The organism is Vallicoccus soli (assembly GCF_003594885.1).
Taxonomy (GTDB): Bacteria; Actinomycetota; Actinomycetes; order Motilibacterales; family Motilibacteraceae; genus Vallicoccus; species Vallicoccus soli.
In genome coordinates, this window is record NZ_QZEZ01000001.1 from 462,619 (window position 1) to 481,867 (window position 19,249).

Annotated in this window: 20 protein-coding genes, 1 tRNA gene and 1 pseudogene; 12 read left to right on the top strand and 10 right to left on the bottom strand. The window is 77.9% G+C overall.

What is annotated here, in order from left to right; translation table 11 throughout:
* Nucleotides 1-36: 36 nt before the first annotated feature.
* The gene (locus tag D5H78_RS02280) at nt 37-1,719 is read left to right on the top strand and encodes an alpha/beta fold hydrolase (RefSeq protein ID WP_119948753.1); all 1,683 of its coding nucleotides are present in this window, start codon (nt 37-39) and stop codon (nt 1,717-1,719) included.
* Between the two features lie 68 nt (nt 1,720-1,787).
* On the opposite strand, the gene D5H78_RS02285 is transcribed toward D5H78_RS02280, so the two are convergent.
* A complete protein-coding gene (locus D5H78_RS02285; RefSeq protein WP_119948754.1) occupies nt 1,788-3,488 on the bottom strand; it encodes a DEAD/DEAH box helicase in 1,701 nt (566 codons plus the stop codon).
* Between the two features lie 32 nt (nt 3,489-3,520).
* Nucleotides 3,521-3,593: transfer RNA gene (locus D5H78_RS02290), tRNA-Arg, on the bottom strand.
* Between the two features lie 182 nt (nt 3,594-3,775).
* Here D5H78_RS02290 and D5H78_RS02295 point away from each other — a divergent pair.
* Nucleotides 3,776-4,051 (top strand): GlsB/YeaQ/YmgE family stress response membrane protein, encoded by a 276-nt coding sequence (locus tag D5H78_RS02295; protein WP_119948755.1) that lies wholly within the window; start codon nt 3,776-3,778, stop codon nt 4,049-4,051.
* Between the two features lie 87 nt (nt 4,052-4,138).
* Here the strand turns inward: D5H78_RS02295 and D5H78_RS02300 are convergent, their stop codons facing one another.
* The 3 genes and pseudogenes from D5H78_RS02300 to D5H78_RS20510 form a co-directional block, all read right to left on the bottom strand.
* Nucleotides 4,139-5,287: a hypothetical protein gene (locus D5H78_RS02300; protein WP_119948756.1), complete on the bottom strand. Its 1,149-nt coding sequence runs from the start codon at nt 5,285-5,287 to the stop codon at nt 4,139-4,141.
* A gap of 237 nt (nt 5,288-5,524) precedes the next feature.
* Nucleotides 5,525-5,905 carry a VOC family protein gene (locus tag D5H78_RS20400; protein ID WP_342782407.1) on the bottom strand — a complete coding sequence of 127 codons (381 nt, stop codon included), beginning with the start codon at nt 5,903-5,905 and terminating at the stop codon, nt 5,525-5,527.
* A gap of 231 nt (nt 5,906-6,136) precedes the next feature.
* Nucleotides 6,137-6,562, bottom strand: a pseudogene (locus D5H78_RS20510) (maleylpyruvate isomerase N-terminal domain-containing protein); the annotation flags it as partial.
* A gap of 83 nt (nt 6,563-6,645) precedes the next feature.
* On the opposite strand from D5H78_RS20510, the gene D5H78_RS02310 reads away from it, so the two are divergent.
* The 6 genes from D5H78_RS02310 to mscL all read left to right on the top strand — a co-directional run bounded on the left by D5H78_RS02310 (nt 6,646) and on the right by mscL (nt 12,226).
* The gene (locus tag D5H78_RS02310) at nt 6,646-8,121 is read left to right on the top strand and encodes a cryptochrome/photolyase family protein (protein ID WP_119948757.1); all 1,476 of its coding nucleotides are present in this window, start codon (nt 6,646-6,648) and stop codon (nt 8,119-8,121) included.
* On the top strand, nt 8,118-9,167 hold the full coding sequence (locus tag D5H78_RS02315; RefSeq protein ID WP_119948758.1) for a polysaccharide deacetylase family protein: 1,050 nt from the start codon (nt 8,118-8,120) through the stop codon (nt 9,165-9,167). The genes D5H78_RS02310 and D5H78_RS02315 overlap by 4 nt, the downstream gene beginning before the upstream one ends.
* A 10-nt stretch (nt 9,168-9,177) precedes the next feature.
* Nucleotides 9,178-10,788, top strand: coding sequence for a peptide chain release factor 3 (locus tag D5H78_RS02320; protein ID WP_119948759.1), 1,611 nt, complete (start codon nt 9,178-9,180; stop codon nt 10,786-10,788).
* Complete coding sequence (locus D5H78_RS20215) at nt 10,785-10,919, top strand: hypothetical protein (protein ID WP_281268658.1); 135 nt, start codon at nt 10,785-10,787, stop codon at nt 10,917-10,919. The genes D5H78_RS02320 and D5H78_RS20215 overlap by 4 nt, the downstream gene beginning before the upstream one ends.
* Nucleotides 10,920-10,998: 79 nt before the next feature.
* Nucleotides 10,999-11,643, top strand: coding sequence for an RcpC/CpaB family pilus assembly protein (locus tag D5H78_RS02325; RefSeq protein WP_218566141.1), 645 nt, complete (start codon nt 10,999-11,001; stop codon nt 11,641-11,643).
* A 136-nt stretch (nt 11,644-11,779) separates the two neighbouring features.
* A complete protein-coding gene (gene mscL / locus D5H78_RS02330) occupies nt 11,780-12,226 on the top strand; it encodes a large conductance mechanosensitive channel protein MscL (RefSeq protein WP_119948760.1) in 447 nt (148 codons plus the stop codon).
* Nucleotides 12,227-12,276: 50 nt separating this feature from the next.
* On the opposite strand, the gene D5H78_RS02335 is transcribed toward mscL, so the two are convergent.
* Both D5H78_RS02335 and coaA read right to left on the bottom strand, forming a co-directional pair.
* On the bottom strand, nt 12,277-12,663 hold the full coding sequence (locus tag D5H78_RS02335; protein WP_119948761.1) for an FmdB family zinc ribbon protein: 387 nt from the start codon (nt 12,661-12,663) through the stop codon (nt 12,277-12,279).
* 124 nt (nt 12,664-12,787) lie between these two features.
* On the bottom strand, nt 12,788-13,720 hold the full coding sequence (gene coaA, locus D5H78_RS02340) for a type I pantothenate kinase (RefSeq protein WP_119948762.1): 933 nt from the start codon (nt 13,718-13,720) through the stop codon (nt 12,788-12,790).
* Between the two features lie 83 nt (nt 13,721-13,803).
* On the opposite strand from coaA, the gene D5H78_RS02345 reads away from it, so the two are divergent.
* From D5H78_RS02345 to D5H78_RS02360, 4 genes are read left to right on the top strand one after another with little or no spacing between them, the layout of a single operon-like run.
* Entirely contained in the window at nt 13,804-14,214 is a 411-nt protein-coding gene (locus D5H78_RS02345) for a TOBE domain-containing protein (RefSeq protein WP_119948763.1), read from the top strand.
* Nucleotides 14,211-14,939 carry a molybdate ABC transporter substrate-binding protein gene (gene modA, locus D5H78_RS02350; protein WP_119948764.1) on the top strand — a complete coding sequence of 243 codons (729 nt, stop codon included), beginning with the start codon at nt 14,211-14,213 and terminating at the stop codon, nt 14,937-14,939. Before D5H78_RS02345 ends, modA begins: the two co-directional genes overlap by 4 nt.
* A 26-nt stretch (nt 14,940-14,965) precedes the next feature.
* Complete coding sequence (locus D5H78_RS02355; RefSeq protein WP_218566142.1) at nt 14,966-15,733, top strand: ABC transporter permease; 768 nt, start codon at nt 14,966-14,968, stop codon at nt 15,731-15,733.
* Nucleotides 15,730-16,791 carry an ABC transporter ATP-binding protein gene (locus D5H78_RS02360; protein WP_218566143.1) on the top strand — a complete coding sequence of 354 codons (1,062 nt, stop codon included), beginning with the start codon at nt 15,730-15,732 and terminating at the stop codon, nt 16,789-16,791. Before D5H78_RS02355 ends, D5H78_RS02360 begins: the two co-directional genes overlap by 4 nt.
* A 143-nt stretch (nt 16,792-16,934) precedes the next feature.
* On the opposite strand, the gene D5H78_RS02365 is transcribed toward D5H78_RS02360, so the two are convergent.
* From D5H78_RS02365 to D5H78_RS02380, 3 genes are all read right to left on the bottom strand, one after another.
* A complete protein-coding gene (locus D5H78_RS02365) occupies nt 16,935-17,765 on the bottom strand; it encodes an ABC transporter permease (protein ID WP_119948766.1) in 831 nt (276 codons plus the stop codon).
* A 4-nt stretch (nt 17,766-17,769) separates the two neighbouring features.
* A complete protein-coding gene (locus D5H78_RS02370; protein WP_119948767.1) occupies nt 17,770-18,705 on the bottom strand; it encodes an ATP-binding cassette domain-containing protein in 936 nt (311 codons plus the stop codon).
* Between the two features lie 254 nt (nt 18,706-18,959).
* Nucleotides 18,960-19,190, bottom strand: a complete 231-nt coding sequence (locus D5H78_RS02380; RefSeq protein WP_119948768.1) for a hypothetical protein — start codon at nt 19,188-19,190, stop codon at nt 18,960-18,962.
* Nucleotides 19,191-19,249: the final 59 nt, after the last annotated feature.

Sequence of the window (19,249 nt, forward strand, 5' to 3'; positions counted from 1 at the left end):
CGCCGCGACCTGGCGGGGGCGAGCGCAGGAGGCGCTGTGACGGGTGCTGCGACGGGCAGGACGAGCGGTGGGAGCGGACCGGCCCGGTGGGCGCGGCTGCGGCGCGGCCTCGTCGCGGGGGTCGGTACGGCGCTCGCCGCCGCGCTCGTCCCGGCGCCGGCCGGCGCCGCGCCCGTCCCCGCCCCCCGGGCCGAGGCGGCCGCCGAGGCCCCGCCCCCGGCGTGGGAGCCGTGCCCCGAGGGCGTCGGCCAGGAGGGGCTCCCCCCGCTGGAGTGCTCGAGCGTGGCGGTGCCGCTCGACCACGGCGACCCGGCGCGCGGCAGCATCGACCTGGCGCTCTACCGCGCGGCGCTGCCCGCCGGGGCGCCCCGCCCGCCGCGCGTGCTGTTCGTCAACAGCGGCGGCCCCGGCGGCGAGGCGTCGCTGCTCACCAGCCTGGTGAGCGCGACGTACCCCGCGCCCGTGCGGGCGCGCTACGACGTCGTGGGCGTCGACCCGCGCGGCGTCGGGCGCAGCGTCCCCGTGTCGTGCCTGCCGCCGGTGACCGGCGGGCCCGTGCCGACGCCGGACCAGCGCCTCGTGACCCCCGCCCAGCGCCGGGCCGCGGTGGCGGCCGGCGCCGCCGTCGCGGCGGGCTGCTTCGCCCGCTCCGGCGACCTCGTGCCGTACCTCTCGACCGAGCAGACGGCCCGCGACTTCGACGTCGTGCGAGCGGCGCTGGGGCAGCGGACCGCGGCCTTCGTCGGCTACAGCTACGGCACCCTGCTCTTCGCGCGCTACGCCACGCTCTTCCCGACGCGGGTCGAGCGCCTCGTCCTGGACAGCGCCGTCGACCCGGCCACCTGGGGGCAGCGCTTCTTCGCCGAGCGGGTGCAGCCCTTCGAGGACCGCCTCGTGGACTGGGCCGGCTGGGCGGCGCGGTACGACGACCGGCTCGGCCTGGGCGCGCAGCGGTGGCGGGTGCTGCGGACCTACGACGCGGCGGTCGCCGGGCTGGCCCGCCGGCCGGTGGTCGTCGACGGCACCCCCGTCGGCGCGGGCGACCTGCAGGGCGTGCTGGGCCAGGCGATGTACAGCGACGCCCTGTGGCCCGCCGCCGCGCAGGCCCTCGGGCTCGTCCGCGCCCTGCAGACCGGTGCGGCCGCCTCGGCGGCCCAGCGCGCGGCGGGCGCCCTGCTGCCGGGGGCGGCCGCGGCGCTGCCGACCCCGGGCCCGGACAACCAGCCCTCCGCGCTCTACAGCGTGCTCTGCAACGACGGCGCCTTCCCCGACCGCCCGGGCCCGGTGCTGCGCGACGTCGACCGCGCGCTGCGCACCGCGCCGCGCCTCGGCGCGATCCAGGCCTCGGCGGGGCTGCCGTGCGTGTCGTGGCCGCTCGACCCGGTGCGACCGGTGGTGCGCGACGTCCCGGGCGGCCCGGTGCCGCTCGTGGTGCAGGCCCGGCGCGAGGCGGTGACGCCGTACCCGATGGGGCCGGCGATGGCCGCGGCGACGGGCGGGCGGCTGCTCACGGTGACCGGGGGCAACCACACGCACGTCGGGCTGGCCCTCGAGCCGTGCACCGACCGGGTGGTCACGGCCTACTTGCTGCGCGGGCGGCTGCCCCGGGAGGGCGCGGTCTGCGGCGGCGCGCCGCTGCCCGTGCCGCCGGCCCCGACCGCGGCCACCGCGCCGTCCCCGGTCGAGGCCGCCCGGTCCGCGCTGCTGCGGCGGGGCTGAGCACCCCGGGCTGCTGCACCCGGGCTGCTGCGGCCGGGACTCAGCGGCGGGGGCTCAGCGGCGGGGGCTCAGCGGCGGGGGCCGCGGTCCCGCCGGACCGTCGCCTTGCGCCCCTTGAGGGTGGTCGCGCGCAGCGCCGTCACGACCTCGTCGGCCCGGGCGTCGGGCACCTCGACGAGGGAGAACCGGTCGGCGATCTCGATGGCCCCGATGTCGCGGCCCTTGAGCGAGGTCTCGCCGGCGATCGCGCCGACGAGGTCCTGCGGGCGCACGCCCGCGGCGCGCCCCGCGCCGACGAAGAGCTTGACCATGCCGGCGGCGGGGCCGCGGGGCGGGCGGCCGGCGCCGCGCTCGGCCCCGCCCGCGCGCGGGCGCGTGTCGCGCTCGGGGACGTCGGGGATCTCCTCCTCGTCGGCGGCGGCGCCCGTGGCCTCGTGGGCCAGCTTCACGGCGGCGAGCGCGACGTCCATGAGGTCGAAGTCGTCGGTGAGCGTCTCGACGACGACGCGGAAGCGGTCGAGGTCGTCCTCGACGAGGCTCTCGTGCAGCGCGGCGCGGGTCATCTCCAGCCGCCGGGTGCGCAGGTCCGCCACCGTCGGCAGCTTCTCGACCGGGATCTTGCGGCCGGTGGAGCGCTCGATGGTCTGCAGCATGCGCAGCTCGCGCGGCTCCGCGAGCGTGAGCGCGACGCCCTGGCGCCCGGCGCGGCCGACCCGGCCGACCCGGTGGACGTACGACTCGGGGGCGCTCGGGACGTCGTAGTTGACGACGTGGGTGAGCTGCTCGACGTCGAGGCCGCGGGCGGCGACGTCGGTGGCGACGAGCAGGTCGGCGGTGCCGCTCTTGAGCCGGCCCATGACCCGCTCGCGCTGGTCCTGGCTCATGCCGCCGTGCAGCGCCTCCGCCCGGTAGCCCCGCCCGTTGAGCGTCTCGGTCACGGTGTCGACCTGCTCGCGCGTGCGGCAGAAGACGATCGCCGACGCGGGGGCCTCCACGTCGAGCACGCGCCCGAGCGCGGCGGTCTTGTGCCCGCGCGGCACGACGTACGCCCCCTGGCGCACCAGCGGCGCCCCGCTCTCGACCGTGGCGGGGCGCTGGATGCGGATGCGGACCGGCTCGCGCAGGTGCGCCCGGGCCAGGCCCTCGATGCGGGCGGGCATCGTCGCGGAGAACAGCACCGTCTGCCGCTCGGGCGGGCACGCCTCGAGGATCGCGTCGATGTCCTCGGCGAAGCCCATGTCGAGCATCTCGTCGGCCTCGTCGAGCACGACGGTGCGCAGGTCGCCGAGCGGCAGCGTCCCGCGCCCGAGGTGGTCGAGGGCGCGCCCCGGCGTCGCCACGACGACGTCCACCCCGCGGTCGAGCTCGCGCAGCTGCCGGCCGATGGGGGCGCCGCCGTAGACCGGCAGCACCCGCGCGCCGAGCTCCTTGCCGTAGCGGTGCATCGCCTCGCACACCTGCACGGCGAGCTCGCGGGTCGGCACGAGCACCAGCGTGGACAGGCGGTGCTCGTCCGGTTGCAGCGCGTGCAGGGCGGGCAGCGCGAAGGCGGCCGTCTTGCCGGTGCCGGTGGCCGCCTGGCCCAGCAGGTCGCGCCCCGCGAGCAGCGGCGGGACGGCCTCGCGCTGGATGGGGGTGGGCTCCTCGTAGCCCAGCGCGGCGAGCGCGCCCAGGAGCTCCGGGCGCAGGCCCAGGTCCTCGAAGCCGCCGCTCTCCGGGGCCGCCGCGGGGGCGCCCTCCCCGGCGGTGCCGGCCTCGTCCACGCTCATCCGCCTACTGCCCCTCGTCCGCCGGTCCTGGGTGCCCCCGAGAGGATTCGAACCTCCGACACACGGTTTAGGAAACCGTTGCTCTATCCCCTGAGCTACGAGGGCGCGGGCGCTGCGGCCCCCCGGGAGGGTACCGGAGCCGGCTGCCGGCCCCCGGCCGAGCGGGGTGGTCGAGCCCCGGTCCTCGACCCGGGCGGTTGAGCCACCGCCCCCGGGGAAGATCACGCACCAGCAGGCGACCCCAGCACCAGGGGTCGCACCGTCATCAGCAGCCGCAGGAGGACAGCGTGGAGATCATCGGGCTCATCGTGGTGGGTGCCGTCATCGGCCTGCTCGGCAAGCTCGTCGCACCGGGGGACAAGGACAACGTCCCGATCCTGCTGACGATCGTGCTCGGCGTCGTCGGCGTCGTCGCGGGCTTCTACCTCGCAGCGGCGCTCGGCGTCGAGGCGACGAGCGGCATCGACTGGATCCGCTGGATCATCAGCATCGCCGTGGCGGCCGTGCTCGTCGTGGCGGCCAGCACGATCATGGGGCGCAACACCTCGCAGCGCCGCATCTGACGGCGCCCGCACCGCGACGACGACGGCCCGCCCCCTGCAGGGGGCGGGCCGTCGTCGTGCCGGGCCGCGAGGCGCGGCGTCGTGGGCTCAGGACGGGCGGTTCATCATCCCGCCGAAGGACAGCAGCGCCTGCGAGACGTCGATGAGGTTCGCGCCCTCGGGGGCGGTCACCGGCTCGGCGCCGGTGTCGACGGCCACGTCCACCACGGCGTCGGACTCGACCGGGCCGTCCTCCGCGAACTGCCCGAGCGGCAGGACCATGCCGGTCAGCTCGCCGTCCTCGACGAAGACGTCGACCGTCACGTCGCGGTCGGGGACCTGCTGGAGGTCCTCGGTGAGGTCCGCGCCCTGCGTGCCGCCGAGGCGCTGCAGGTCGTCCGCCAGCTCGCCGGCGACCTCGCGCAGCGGCGCGGTGAGGCGGTAGCCGTCGCCGCGGTCGCCGCCGTCGACCTCCTCGACCGTCACGTGCTCGTCGTACGCGGTGCGCAGCGACTGCAGGAGGCCGGCGGCCGCCGTCGGGTCCGGGGTCGGGGCGCCGGCGGCGCCCTGCTGCAGCTGCTGGAAGAGGCCGAGGTTGGCGGCCGCGTCGATGGTCTCGTCGAGGTCGACGCCCACCCACTCGCCCTGCAGGCCCTTCTGCAGCGGCGCGAGCGCCGGGGGCAGCTGGGCGGCCATCGCCTCGAGCTGGGCGGTGTCCTCGCCGGCGAGCTCGGCGATGCGCGGCACGTCGGCCTGGGCGAAGAGCGTGGCGTCGACGAAGCGCAGCTCCCCGAGGGCGCTGCCGTCGAGGTTGACCGCCATCGAGAACGACCCGGTCTGCGCCAGGGCGGCCTTGAGCTTCTCGGGGTCGGCGAGGTCCGCCGCGCCGAGCTGCTGCGCCTGCGCGGTGTCGGCCAGGGTCTTGCCCTCGGGCGCGGTGACCGCGTAGACGACGTCGCCGGCGAGGACCTGCTCGAGGACCCGGCGGTCCTCGGCGTCCATCGGGCTCTCCGGGTCGAGCGCGGTGAAGTCCTCGACGGTGCCGTCGAGCTTCATCGTCATGCTCATCGAGGTCGCGTCGTAGACGCCGGTGAGCGCCTGCTCGACGGTGGCCTTCGCGTCGCCGGTCGGCGCGGCCTCCTCGCCGGCGGCCCCGCCGCTCTCGTCCGACCCGCAGCCCGTGAGCGCGAGGCCGGCGGCCAGGGCCAGGGCGCCGGCGCGCGTGGTGACGCGGCCGCCCAGACGGTGGTGGTGCACGGTTCTCCCCCCTGGCGACCGGGACCGCCCCGGCCGCGACGTGGTCCCGCGGAGCGGTCCGCCCGCGGGGGTGTCGCCGCGCCGACGGTCCCGCAGCCGCGCGACCTGTCCATCATGGACCGTCCTGTCCCGGCTGCGCAGCCCGTCCGGCGGCGCGTACGGGTGAGTCGTCGGCGTCCCGCGGTGATACTCGCCCGGCCGGGTGACCGGTGTCACGCCCGGTGGGGCCCCGGGCGGTCAACCGGCGGGCTCGAGCAGGTCCCACCGGTTGCCGTGCAGGTCCTCGAAGACCGCGACGGTGCCGTACGCCTCCCGGCGCGGCTGTTCGAGGAAGCGCACCCCCGCTGCCGCCATCCGCGCGTGGTCGGCGGCGAAGTCGCGGGTGGTGAGGAACAGGCCGACCCGCCCGCCGTGCTGGTCGCCGACCCGCGCCCGCTGGCGCTCGCTGTCGGCGCGGGCGAGCAGCACCGCGGCGCCGTGCCCCGCGCGCGGCGCGACGACGACCCAGCGCTTCCCGTCGCCGCGGTCGGTGTCCTCGACGACCTCGAAGCCGAGGGCGTCGCGGTAGAAGGCGAGGGCGGGGCCGTACTCCTCGACGAGGACGGTGACGAGGGACAGCCCGGCCGGCGGTGCGTGCCCGGGCGTGCGGCCCGTCCGGCCCCGCCAGCGCCAGGCCTCGAGCGGCGCGAGCCCGGGCAGCCCGGCCCGCCCCGTCGCCCAGAGCAGGGCGGCGCACGGGTCCGCGCCGCCGGCCCGCTCGCGCGCCTCGGGCAGGATGCGCGCGAGCGCCCGGTCGCACGCGCCGCGCGGCGGCTCCCACGCGACCCCGAGCGCGGCGGCGACGTCGCGGACGTGCGCGACGAGCTCCACCACGCCCATCGCGGCGAAGCTCTCGGCGTCGCTCGTGCCCGACGGGTGCCAGGCGACCGCGCCGGGCTCGGACCGCACCGCGGCGGCGAGCAGCACCCCGGCGGCGCGCAGGGCCTCGAGCATCCCGTCGGCGCCGCTGCCGGGGTCGACGCGCAGGGCGAGCTCGGGCCCGCCGGGGCGCGCGGCCGCGGCGGCGAAGGGGACGTAGCGGCCCTGCGGCCGCCCGGTGACCTGCAGGGCGTACGCCACGAGGGTCTCGGCGAGGTGGTCGAGCGACTCCCAGCACGACCACTCCACGCCCTGCGCGGGGGCGTCCCAGCCGTCGGGTGCGGCGGACAGGGCGGCGACGGCCGCCTCCGTGGTGCGCTGCACGTCGTCGGCGGTGACCGGTCCCGGGGTGCCCATGCGGGGGAGCGTAGGGCCGTCCGGGGTGCGGCACCGGGGCGCGGGCACGAGGATCGCGGCAGGCGACGGCGGGAGGGGACGGGGTGGCGGCGCGGCGGTGGCTGTTCGGCGACCAGCTGGGGCCGCACTTCCTGGACTCCGAGGACCAGCAGGTGCTCATGGTCGAGGCGCGCGGGGTCTTCCGGCGGCGCCGCTTCCACCGGCAGAAGGCCCACCTCGTCCTGTCCGCGATGCGGCACCGGGCGCTGGAGCTGGGCGACCGGGTCCGCTACGTCGCCGCCGACGGCTACCGCTCGTCGCTGGCCGACGGGCCGCTGAGCGTGTGCCGGCCGACGTCGTGGGCGGCGTACCGCTTCGTCTCCTCGCTCCCGGAGGTCGAGGTGCTGCCGGCCCGCGGCTTCGCCACCGAGGTGGACGACTTCGCCGCCTGGGCCCGGTCCCGGGGCCGGCGCCGGCTGCTCATGGAGGACCACTACCGCCGGGCGCGCGCCCGGCTCGGGGTCCTCATGGAGGGCGAGGACCCGGTCGGCGGGCGGTGGAACCTCGACCACGACAACCGCCAGCCCCCGCCGAGGGGCGTACGGCGGCTGCCGGTGCCCGAGCCCTGGTGGCCGCAGGAGGACGAGGTCGACGAGCAGGTGCGCGCCGACCTGGACCGCTGGGAGGCCGACGGCGACGTGTCCTTCGTGGGCCGCGACGGGCCGCGCCTCTTCCCCGCCACCCGGGCCGAGGCGCTGCACCGCCTCGAGGACTTCGTCGAGCACCGGCTGCCGCTCTTCGGGCCGTACGAGGACGCGATGCTCGCCGGCGACGACTGGATGGCGCACTCGATGGTCAGCGCGCCGATGAACCTGGGCCTCCTCGACCCGGTCGAGGTCGTCGAGCGGGTGGAGAGGGCTTTCCGCGACGGGACCGTGCCGCTGCAGTCGGCGGAGGGCTTCGTCCGCCAGGTCATCGGCTGGCGCGACTACGTGTGGAACGTCTACTGGCTCGGCGGCGAGGACTACCGGCACCGCAACGCCCTGCAGGCCCGGGAGCCGCTGCCGCGCTGGTTCCAGGAGCTCGACGCGGACGCGGTCGAGGCGCGCTGCCTGTCCGACGTGCTGCGCTCGGTGCGCGACCACGGGTGGGCCCACCACATCCCGCGGCTCATGGTGCTCGGGAACTACGGGCTCCAGCGCGGCTGGGACCCGCTCGCGCTCACCGACTGGTTCCACCGCTCCTTCGTGGACGGGTACGACTGGGTCATGGTCCCCAACGTCGTCGGCATGTCCCAGCACGCCGACGGCGGCGCGATGGCGACCAAGCCGTACGCCGCGGGGGGCGCGTACATCAACCGGATGAGCGACTACTGCGGCGGGTGCGCCTACCGCCCGTCGGTGCGCCGGGGTGACGACGCCTGCCCCTACACCGCGGGCTACTGGTGGTTCCTGCACCGCAACCGGGAGCGGCTCGCAGGGAACCCGCGGATGCGCCAGCCGCTCAACGGCATGGACCGGCTCGCCGACCTCGAGGACGTGGTCGCGCAGGAGCGGGAGCGGGGGTCGGACGCGCCGTGACCGGCGACCTGCGCCCCGGGACGGTCCCCGACGCCGCGACCGCGCGGTCCCTCGCGGACGCGGTGCCGGCGGAGGGGCACGAGCGGACCGGTGTCGCGGTGCACGTCGCGCTGCACGAGCGTGCCGGGCCCGGCGCCGCGATGGGCGCGCCCGCGGTGGCCGACGGGGCGGCCGTCGCCTCCCGACTGCGGCGCTGGGTGGGGCTGCTCGGCGGGGGCGACGACGACCACGCGGTCCAGGCGGCGAGCACGTCCATGGCGTGGTGGCACGTGCGCACCCACCTGCCCGGTGCCCGCCCGCCCGCACCGCCCGCACCGGGCGGGGGCGGGCCCCTCGTGCGGGGCGACCTGGCGGCGCCGCGACCGGGCGCGCTGGGCGAGGTGCTCGACGCGTTCGTCGCCGGGCGCCAGCTGCGGGTCGTCAACTACCACTCGACGCCCGAGCGGCTCGCGCACGTCGTCGAGGAGGAGGTGCGGGACTACGCGGCCCGGTACGACGTCCTCGGCCCCGCGGGCCTCGCGCGCCTGCTCGGGACCGGTGAGTGGCCGGGGGAGCGCCCGCCGCTCGTCGTCGGGCTCTTCGACGGGTTCCGGAACAACGCCACCGTGGCGCTGCCCGCCCTGGACCGGGCCGGGGTGACCGCGTGGCTGCACCTGCCCACCGGGTTCCTCGACGCCGCGCCCGAGGACCAGCCGGCGGTCGCCGTGGCCCACGCCGTGCGCGTCGCCCCGGAGGAGGTCGCGGCGGGCGCGCGCCTCGCGATGACCTGGGACGAGGTCGCCGCGGCCGCGGAGCGCCACGCCGTCGGCGCGCACACCGCCACCCACACCACCGCGGCGGCGGTCGCCGACCGGGCGGCGGTCGAGCGGGAGGTCGTACGCCCCCTCGCCCGCGTCGCGGAGGTCACCGGGCGGCCAGCGGACGCCTTCGCGTTCCTCGGCGGCACCCCGTGGGACCCGGCCTCCGACGCCGGGAGGGCGGTGCGCGACGCGGGGGCCGCCTGGTGGGTCTCCGGGCTCGGCTACGAGCGCCTGGCGCGCCGGTAGTCTCGGAGGGGTGCACGACACCCCGTCCGACCCCGTCAGCGAGGCCTCCCGCCGGCGCACCTTCGCGGTCATCAGCCACCCCGACGCCGGCAAGTCGACCCTGACCGAGGCGCTGGCCCTGCACGCGCGGGTCATCCACGAGGCGGGTGCGGTGCACGGCAAGGCCGGCCGGCGCGGCACGGTCTCGGACTGGATGGACCTCGAGAAGGCGCGCGGGATCTCCATCACGTCGGCCGCGCTGCAGTTCTCGTACAAGGGCGCCGTCGTCAACCTGCTCGACACCCCCGGGCACGCCGACTTCTCCGAGGACACGTACCGCGTCCTGTCGGCCGTCGACGCCGCGGTCATGCTCGTCGACGCCGCGCGCGGCCTCGAGCCGCAGACGCTCAAGCTCTTCGAGGTCTGCCGGCACCGCGGCATCCCGATCATCACCGTCATCAACAAGTGGGACCGCCCCGGCCGGGACGGCCTGGAGCTGCTCGACGAGATCAGCACCCGCATCGGCCTCAAGCCGACCCCGCTCACGTGGCCCGTCGGCATCGCGGGCGACTTCCGCGGCGTGCTCGACCGCCGCACCGGCGCGTTCATCCGCTTCACCCGCACCGCGGGCGGCGCGACCGTCGCGCCCGAGGAGCACCTCGCCCCGGAGGTCGCGGCGGCGCAGGAGGGCGACGCCTGGACCACGGCGGTGGAGGAGTCCGAGCTGCTGTCGGCCGACGACGGCGACCACGACCAGGAGCAGTTCCTCGCCGGGCGCACGACCCCGGTCCTCTTCGCCTCGGCGGTGCTCAACTTCGGCGTCGGGCAGCTGCTCGACGTGCTCCTCGACATCGCGCCCGCGCCCGCGCCGCGACCGACCGTCGACGGTGGCGCGCGCCCCGTCGACGCACCGTTCTCCGCCCTGGTGTTCAAGGTGCAGGCGGGCATGGACAGCGCCCACCGCGACCGCGTCGCCTTCGCCCGCGTCTGCTCCGGCGTCTTCGAGCGCGGCATGGTCGTCACGCACGCCGGCACCCGGCGCCCCTTCGCCACGAAGTACGCCCAGGCGGTGTTCGGCCGCGAGCGGTCCACCCTGGACACCGCTTTCCCGGGTGATGTCGTCGGGCTCGTCAACGCCCAGGCGCTGCGGGTGGGCGACACGCTGTACGTCGACCAGCCCGTCGTGTTCCCGCCGATCCCGTCGTTCGCCCCGGAGCACTTCGCCGTGGTGCGCGCCAAGGACACCGGGCGCTACAAGCAGTTCCGCCGCGGGATCGAGCAGCTCGAGCAGGAGGGCGTCGTGCAGGTGCTGCGCTCGGACCTGCGCGGCGAGCAGGCGCCCGTGCTCGCCGCCGTCGGCCCGATGCAGTTCGAGGTGGCGTCGCACCGCATGGAGAACGAGTTCTCCTCCGCCGTCCTGCTCGAACCGCTGCCGTACTCCATGGCCCGGCGCACCCGCGCCGAGGACGTGGCCGTGCTCGACGCGGTCCGCGGCGTCGAGGTGCTCCGGCGCGGCGACGGGGCGCTGCTCGCGCTCTTCCCGGACCGGTGGCGGCTGTCGTCCGTGCAGCGCGAGCACCCGGGGCTGCTCCTCGAGCCGCTCGTGGCGAGCGCCGACCTGCCCGTGGCGGCCGGCGCGTGAGCGGGCGCGACCCCGACGACGACCTGCTCCCCGAGCAGACGTCGGACGACCGCGACGAGGGCTGGGAGCGCTCCGCCGGCGACGACGACGACCGCTTCCTGCGCGAGGTCCCGCCGCACCACGGCGGCTGAGGGTCCGGGGCGGCCCGGGGGCCGGGTGCCTGTGGACGGCGCACGACGGGCCGTCGCCGGGGGCCCTAGCGTCGCGCGGGTGCGCCGACCGCTCCTGCCCGCCGACCTGCTGCGCGTGCTCGCCCGCCACCGGCTCGTCCTGTCCGCGGCGGCCGCCGCCGGTGCCGTCGCCGCCGCGCTCGGGGCCCTCGCCCCGGCACCGCCGCCGAGCACGCCGGTGCCCGTCGCCGCGCGCGACCTGCCCGCCGGGCAGCGGCTCGCCGCCGGCGACGTGACGACCGTGCGGCTCCCGCCGGGCGCGGTCCCGGACGGCGTCGTGGGGGAGGGCGCGCTGCCCGGGCGGGTCCTCGGCGGCCCGGTGCGCCGCGGTGAGCCGCTCACCGACGCCCGCCTGCTCGGCCCGGCCCTGCTGGGCCCCGACGCGGACGCCGTCGCCACAGCCCTGCGCGTCGCCGACCCGGGGGCGCTGGCGGTGCTCGGGCCCGGCGACCTCGTCGACGTGCACGCCGCGGCGGCGGGCCCGGACGGGACCGCGGTGGTGCGCACGGTCGCCGCGCGGGTCCGCGTCCTCGCCGTGCCCGCCGCCCAGCCGGGCGACGCGGGTGCCGCAGCGGGGTTCGACGAGGGCGGCCTGCTCGTGGTCGCCGCCCGCCCGGCGGTGGCCGCCGAGCTGGCGGGCGCCGCGGCGACCGCGCGGCTCACCGTCGCGGTGCACGGGCGGTGAGCGCGGCGCGGCGCGGCCGGGCGCGGCGCCTGGTGCGCCGCCGGGGCGGGTGGCAGCCTGGCGCCGCTCCCGCGGACCGCAGCGCCGCCGACCCGGGAGCGCCCACCCGCAGCGCCTCCAGCAGAGAGGGACCCCCATGCTCCGCGGCTTCCGCGACTTCGTCCTGCGCGGCAACGTCATCGACCTGGCCGTCGCCGTGGTCGTCGGCGCGGCGTTCGGCGCCGTCGTCACCGCGCTCACCGAGCGCGTCCTGCAGCCCCTCGTCAACGCCGTCGGCAGCCCGCGGACCGGCGGCCTCGGCTTCGAGGTCCGCGCGGGGGTGCCCTCGACCTTCGTCGACCTCGGCGCCGTCATCACCGCGGCGGTCAACTTCGTCCTCGTGGCGGCGGTCGTGTACGTCGCCGTCGTGACGCCGATGAACCGGCTGCTGGCCCTGCGCAAGCGCGACGAGGTCGAGGAGCCTGCCTCGCCGCCCGAGGACGTGCAGGTGCTGCAGGAGATCCGCGAGCTGCTGCGCCGGCAGGTCGCCCTGCAGGAGGCGGGCGCCCCGCCGGCGGGGCCCGGTGGCGGGGCGGGCGCCTGAGCGGCCGGCCGAGGGGCGCAGCGCGGGGCGCCGGGCTCGGCGCGGGGCGGTCAGGCGGCGCTGCTCGAGCCGCTCGAGGACGTGGACGAGGAGCCGCTGCCCGACGAGGACGACGACGAGGCCCCGCCGCCGGAGCCCGAGGAGGACGCGGCCTTGGTGTCCGAGCCCGCGCCGGACCCCGAGCCGGACCCCGAGCCGGAGCCGGACCCCGAGCCGGACCCCGGACCGGAGTCGGACGAGCCCTTGGCGGCGCCGGAGCCGCTGCGCGAGTCGGTGCGGTAGAAGCCCGAGCCCTTGAAGACCACGCCGACGGCCGAGAAGACCTTGCGCAGCCGGCCGGAGCACGCGGGGCACTCGGTGAGGGCGTCGTCGCTGAAGGACTGGACGGCCTCGAACTGGTGGCCGCACTCCGTGCAGGCGTACTGGTAGGTCGGCACGTGGTCCTCCTGCGGGCGTCTCGCTGCTGGCACTCGTCCGGTGCGAGTGCCAATGATGCGGCACGACCGGCCCCGGCGTCCACTTCCTCCCGCACCGCGGGGTGCCGCGCCGTGCGGGCCCGGCTCAGGGCAGGCGCAGCCGGACCCGCCGGGTGCGGTGCCCCGCGTCCTTCTCGAGCACGACGGCGGCGCGCCCGCGGGTGGGCAGCACGTTGCGGCGCAGGTTCGGACCGTTGGTGCGGTGCCAGATCGCCGACGCCGTCTCCCGCGCCTCCTCGTCGGAGAGGGCGGCGTACCGGGTGAAGTAGGACCCGGGGCGACGGAAGGCGGTGTCGCGCAGGGCGAGGAAGCGGGCGACGTACCACGCGAGGAGGTGCTCCTCGGCGGCGTCGACGTAGACCGAGGTGTCGAAGTAGTCCGACGCGACGACCCTGGGCCGCCCGTCCCGCGCGGGCGAGGCGGGCTGCAGGAGGGTGAGCCCCTCGACGACGAGCACGTCGGGGCGGTCCACGACCTGGCGCTCGCCGGGCAGGACGTCGTACGCGACGTGGCTGTAGACCGGAGCCTGCACGTGCGGCTCCCCGGCGCGGACCGCGGCGAGGAAGTCGAGCAGGGCCCGGGTGTCGTACGACTCCGGCCAGCCCTTGCGCGCCATGAGCCCGCGCCGCTCGAGCTCGGCGTTGGGGTGCAGGAACCCGTCGGTCGGCACGAGGTCGACCCGCCGCCCGCCGGCCGAGAGGAGCTCGCGCAGCAGCCGCGCGGTCGTCGACTTGCCCACGGCGACGCTGCCCGCGACCGCGACGACGAAGGGCGAGCGGCGGGCGGGCGCGCCGAGGAAGGCTGCCGTGGCCTCCCGCGCGTGCGAGCGCGCGGCGTCCTGCAGGAGCAGCAGGCGGGCCAGCGGGGCGTACACCTCCTCGACCTCCCGCGGGTCCACCACGTCCCCGAGCCCGGCCAGGGCCTGCACCCGGGAGGCGTCGAGCCCGGCGCTCTGGCCGTCGCGCAGCGCCGCCCACGCGGCGCGGTCGAGGTCGACGTAGTGGTGGGCGTGCGGCACCCGTCCATCCTGGCAGCCGGCGGGAACCGCACCTGCGGCTCGACCGGCGCCCAGGGGCCGCACGTGCGGCTAGGCTCCGCGTCGTGCCGACCTTCACCGTCCGCGAGGCCGCGGCGCTGCTCGGCGTCTCCGACGACACGGTGCGCCGCTGGGCGGACGCCGGGCGGCTGCCGACGACCGCCCTGCCGTCCGGGCGGCTCGCCGTCGACGGCGCGGACCTGGCCCGGCTCGCCGGCGAGATCGCCGCCGCGGCGCCGCCCCCCGCCGGGGCCCGGGTCGTCCAGGAGTCGGCCCGCAACCGGTTCACCGGCCTCGTCACCCGCGTCGTGCGCGACACCGTCATGGCGCAGGTCGAGCTGCAGGCCGGGCCGCACCGCGTCGTGTCGCTCATGAGCCGCGAGGCCGCCGACGAGCTCGGGCTCGAGCCGGGCGTCCTGGCCGTCGCCGCCGTGAAGTCGACCAACGTCGTCGTCGAGATCCCGGAGGCCCCGTGAGGGCGCCCGCGGTCCTCGCCGCGGCGGCGGTCCTGCTGGCCGGGTGCGGCGCCCAGGACGGGGACGAGGTCCTCGACGTGCTGGTCGCCGCGTCGCTGACCGACGTGGTCGAGGAGCTGGCGGCGGCGTACGAGGGGGAGCACCCCGGCGTCGACGTGCGGGTCACGTCCGGCGGCAGCCCGGCGCTGGCGCACCAGGTCGTGGAGGGGGCGCCCGCCGACGTCTTCGCCTCGGCGAGCGCCCGCGACATGGCCACCGTCGTCGACGCCGGACTCGCGCAGGAGCCGGTCGTCCTGGCCCGCAACGCGGTGCAGGTCGTGGTCCCCGCGGACGACCCCGCCGGGGTGCGCTCGCTCGCCGACCTGGGGCGCGAGGGCGTACGGGTCGCCCTGTGCCAGCCGCAGGTGCCGTGCGGCGCGCTCGCGCGCGAGGCCCTCGACGCCGCCGGGGTCGCCGTGCGCCCGGTCACGGAGGAGCCGGACGTGCGCGCGACGCTCACCAAGGTGCGCCTCGGGGAGGTCGACGCCGGGATCGTCTACCGCACCGACGTCCTCGCCGCGGGCGACGAGGTCCGGGGCGTCGCGGTGCCGGGCGCCCCCACGACCGACTACCCGGTGGCGGTGCTCGGGCAGGGCTCGCCCGACGCGCGCGGGTTCGTGGACCTGCTGCTCTCCGTGCGGGGGCGGGAGGTGCTGGCGCGCGCCGGCTTCCTGCCGCCGCCATGAGGGGGCCCCTCAGGCGGCCGGGGGCGGTGCCGGCGCCGCTCGCCGTACCCGCCGGTCTGGCGGTGCTGTTCCTGCTCCTGCCGCTGCTCGGGCTCGTGCTGCGCGCGCCGTGGCGCGACCTGCCGGAGCTGCTGGCGCGGCCCGAGGTCGCCGAGGCGCTGCGCCTCTCCGTCCTCGCCGCCAGCCTCGCGACCCTGCTGTCCCTGGTGCTCGGCGTGCCCCTCGCCTGGGTCCTCGCGCGCGGCCGGCTGCCCGGGCTGGGGGTGCTGCGCGCCCTCGTGACCCTGCCGCTGGTGCTGCCGCCGGTGGTCGGCGGCGTCGCGCTGCTGCTGGCCTTCGGGCGCAACGGGGTCGTGGGCGCGCCGCTGGAGCGCCTGACCGGCGTCACGCTGCCGTTCACGACGGCGGGGGTGGTGCTCGCCGAGGCGTTCGTGGCGATGCCGTTCCTCGTCGTCGCCGTCGAGGGGGCCCTGCGCTCGGCCGACCGGGGCCTCGAGGAGGCCGCCGCGACGCTCGGGGCGGGGCGGCTCACGACGTTCGCCCGCGTCACGCTGCCGCTCGTCGCGCCCTCGCTGCTCGCCGGGACCGTGCTCTGCTGGGCCCGGGCGCTCGGCGAGTTCGGCGCCACCGTGACCTTCGCCGGCAGCGCGCCCGGCGTGACGAGGACTGTGCCGTCGCAGGTCTACCAGCTGCTCGACACCGAGCCGGAGGCAGCGGTGGCGCTCAGCCTGGTGCTCCTCGCGGTCTGCGTCGCCGTGCTGCTGCTCCTGCGCGGGCACTGGGTGCGCCGGTGAGCGGGCTGCGCGCGCACGCGGTCGTACGGCGCGGCGCCTTCGCGCTCGACGCCCGGCTCGACGTCGCGCCGGGCGAGGTCGTCGCCCTGCTCGGACCCAACGGCGCCGGCAAGACGACCCTCCTGCGGGCGCTCGCGGGGCTCGAGCCGCTCGCCGGCGGGCGCCTCGAGCTGGCCGGGACCGTCCTCGACGACCCCGCCCGGCGGGTGCTCGTACCGCCGGAGGCGCGGCGCGTCGGGGTCGTCTTCCAGGACCACCGGCTCTTCCCGCACCTCGACGTCCTCGCGAACTGCGCCTTCCCGCTGCGGGTGCGCGGGGCGTCCCGGCGAGCGGCGCGCGCGGCGGCCGGTGCGCACCTCGACCGGCTGGGCCTGCGCGACCTCGCGGCCCGGCGTCCGCACCAGCTCTCCGGCGGGCAGGCGCAGCGCGTCGCCCTCGCCCGCGCGCTCGCCGCCGAGCCCGCGCTGCTGCTGCTCGACGAGCCGTTCGCCGCGCTCGACGCGGGCGCCCGCCGCGCCGTGCGGACCGGCCTGCGCGCGGACCTCGCCCGCTTCCCCGGCCCGGTCGTCGTCGTCACGCACGACCCGGTCGAGGCCCTCGTGCTCGCGGACCGGCTCGTCGTCCTCGAGGGCGGGCGGGTCGTGCAGGACGGGCCGCCGGCCGAGGTCGCCCGCCGGCCCGCCACCGCGTACGTCGCGGGCCTCGTCGGGCTCGCCCTCTGGCCGGGGCGCCGCGACGGGGGCTCGCTCCGCCTCGCCGGCGGGGCGGTGCTCCCCGCCCCGGCCCGCGCCCCCGCCGGACCGGTGCTGGTCGCGGCACCGCCCGCCGCGCTGCGCCTCGTCGCCCCCGGCACCGGCGCGTGGGACGGCGAGGTGGGGGTCCTCGAGCCGTACGGCTCCCTGGTCCGGGTCCACGTCGACGGCGCCCCGCCGGCCCTCGTCGACGTGCCCGTCGCCGCGGTGCCCGGGCTCGGGCTGGTGCCCGGGGCGCGGGTGGGGGTCGCCGTGGACGTCGGGGGGCTCGAGGTCTGGTCCGCGGGGGCCGTGCCGACCACGTGAGGCGCCCGTGCGCCTGCCTCACGTGGTCGACAGGGGACGGCCGCGGCGCCGGCCAAGGCCGACGGGTGCCGGACGAGGCCCACGAGCCTCGGTCGGCACCCGTACGCCTGCCGGACGTGGTCGACAGGGGCTGGGCTGCGCCCTCAGGCGTCCCGGCGGGCGAGGAGGACCGCGCCGAGGGCGACGAGCAGGGCGGTCTCGAGGGCGAAGACGCCGAAGCCGGTCCAGGGGCCGAGCTGGTCGGGGTCCCACGGGACGACGGTGGTGACGGCGGAGCCGGCGTTGCCGGGCATGAGCTTGGCGACCCACTCGCCGACGGTGCCGGGCAGCAGGGTGACGAGCTGGCCGACGACGAAGACGAGGGCGATGCCGACGGTCACCGCGGCGGCGGTGTGGCGCAGCACGAGGCCGAGGCCGAGGCCGAAGACGGCGAGCACCGAGAGGTAGAGCGCGTTGCCGACGAGCGCGCGCAGCACGCCGTCGTCGGACAGGGGCACGCCGACGCCCTCGCGGGAGAGGAAGAAGTCGCCGACCGCGTAGCTCGCGAACGACACCGCCAGCCCGAGGACCAGCATGACCGCGGCGAGCACCGCGACCTTCGCGCCGAGCAGGCGCATCCGCCGCGGGACCGCGGCGAGGGAGGGGCGGATGGTGCCCGAGGCGTACTCCGAGGTGATGACGAGCGTGCCGAGCACGAGGGCGGCGATCTGCCCGAAGGTGATGCCCCAGGTCACGAACATGGCGGGGAGCTCGCCGGCCTCGCCGCTGGCGAGCTCGTCGGCGATGGCCCAGGTGACGAGGCCGGTGAGGCCGACGCTCACGACGACGAGCGCGGCGAGGGTCCAGGCGGTGGAGCGGACGCTGCGCAGCTTGGCCCACTCCGCGCGCAGGACGTCGGCGGTCCCCGCGGGGCGGTACGGGACCGGGGTGCCGGCCGGTCCGGGCGGCGTGGTGGGGGCGGTCAGGGTGGTCACGGGGTCACGCTCCGGCGGGGACGAGGTGGCGGTCGGGGACGGCGGCGCTGTACTGCACGCTGTCGGCGGTGAGCTGCATGAAGGCCTCCTCGAGGGAGGCCTGCACGGTGGTGAGCTCGTGGAGCACGAGCCCGGCGTCGGCGGCGCGCTCGCCCACGTCGGGGGCGCCGGCGCCGCGCACCGCGAGCGCGCCGTCGGCGAGGGCGTCGACCTCGAGCCCGGCCGTGCCGAGCGCGGCGGCCAGCTCGGCGGGGCGCGGCCCGCGCACGCGCACCCAGGACGCGGCGTGCTCATCGAGGAAGGCGCGCACCGAGGTGTCGGCGAGGATGCGCCCGCGCCCGATGACGACGAGGTGGTCGGCGGTGAGGGCCATCTCGGACATGAGGTGGCTCGACACGAGGACCGTGCGCCCCTGCGCGGCGAGCGAGCGCATGAGGGTGCGGATCCAGAGGATGCCCTCCGGGTCGAGCCCGTTGACCGGCTCGTCGAAGAGCAGCGTGCCCGGGTCCCCGAGCAGCGCGCCGGCGATGCCGAGGCGCTGGGACATGCCGAGCGAGTAGCCGCCGGCGCGCCGGTCCGCGACGCCGGTGAGCCCGACGAGGTCGAGGACCTCGTCGACGCGCCGGCGGGGGATGCCGTTGCTCAGGGCGAGGACCGTGAGGTGGTCGCGGGCGGTACGGCCCTTGTGGACCGCCCCCGCGTCGAGCAGCGCGCCGACCTCGCGCAGCGGTGCGGGCAGGTCGGCGTACGCCCTGCCGTCGACCGTGATGCTGCCGGCGCTCGGGCGGTCCAGGCCCAGCGCCATGCGCATCGTCGTGGACTTGCCGGCGCCGTTGGGACCGAGGAACCCGGTCACCCGGCCCGGCTCCACGACCATGTCGATGCCGTCCACCGCCACGGACGAGCCGTAGCGCTTCGTGAGCCCCGTGGCGACGATCATCGCTGCGGCCCCTTCCCGTCGCATGCGCCCGGACCGTCCGGGCACCGCTGACGCTAGGGCCGCGAGAGCGCTCCCACGAGGGCTCCCGGGGGAGGTCCAGGGGCGGGCCAGGGGCGCCTCGGGGTCGACCCCGAGGCGGCCCCCGAGCCGGTCCCCGGAGGCGGGCCCGGAGGCGGGCCCGGGCCGGGTCCGGGCCGGGCCCGGGCGCGGGTCGAGGGCCTGCCGGCAGCGGGCCGGCGCCGGCCCCGGGCCGCTCAGTCGGGCGGCTCGACCGCCACGACGTCGCCGTCCAGCACGTCCTGGTCGGGCGTCGTCGCCGCCCCCTCGCCCTCCGGCACCTCGAGGTCCGGCGCCAGGCCCTCCCCGGCCGCGGGGACGGAGGCGGCCTCGGGCGGTGCCGCGGCGCCCGCGCCGGGGACGTGCCGACCCCCTCCGGTCGTGCCCGTGCCGGTGGTGCCGGTGGTCCCGCCGTCCGTGGTGTCCATGGGCGCACGCCTACCCGGTCACCCGCGGCCCACCCGCTGCGCGTCGCGGGGCCCTGCGC

Coding starts and splice junctions, on each gene's coding strand:
- D5H78_RS02285 (WP_119948754.1), bottom strand. CDS start 3,488: ATGAGCGTGGACGAGGCCGGCACCGCCGGGGAGGGCGCCCCCGCGGCG.
- D5H78_RS02370 (WP_119948767.1), bottom strand. CDS start 18,705: ATGATCGTCGCCACGGGGCTCACGAAGCGCTACGGCTCGTCCGTGGCG.
- mscL (WP_119948760.1), top strand. CDS start 11,780: ATGCTCCGCGGCTTCCGCGACTTCGTCCTGCGCGGCAACGTCATCGAC.
- D5H78_RS02380 (WP_119948768.1), bottom strand. CDS start 19,190: ATGGACACCACGGACGGCGGGACCACCGGCACCACCGGCACGGGCACG.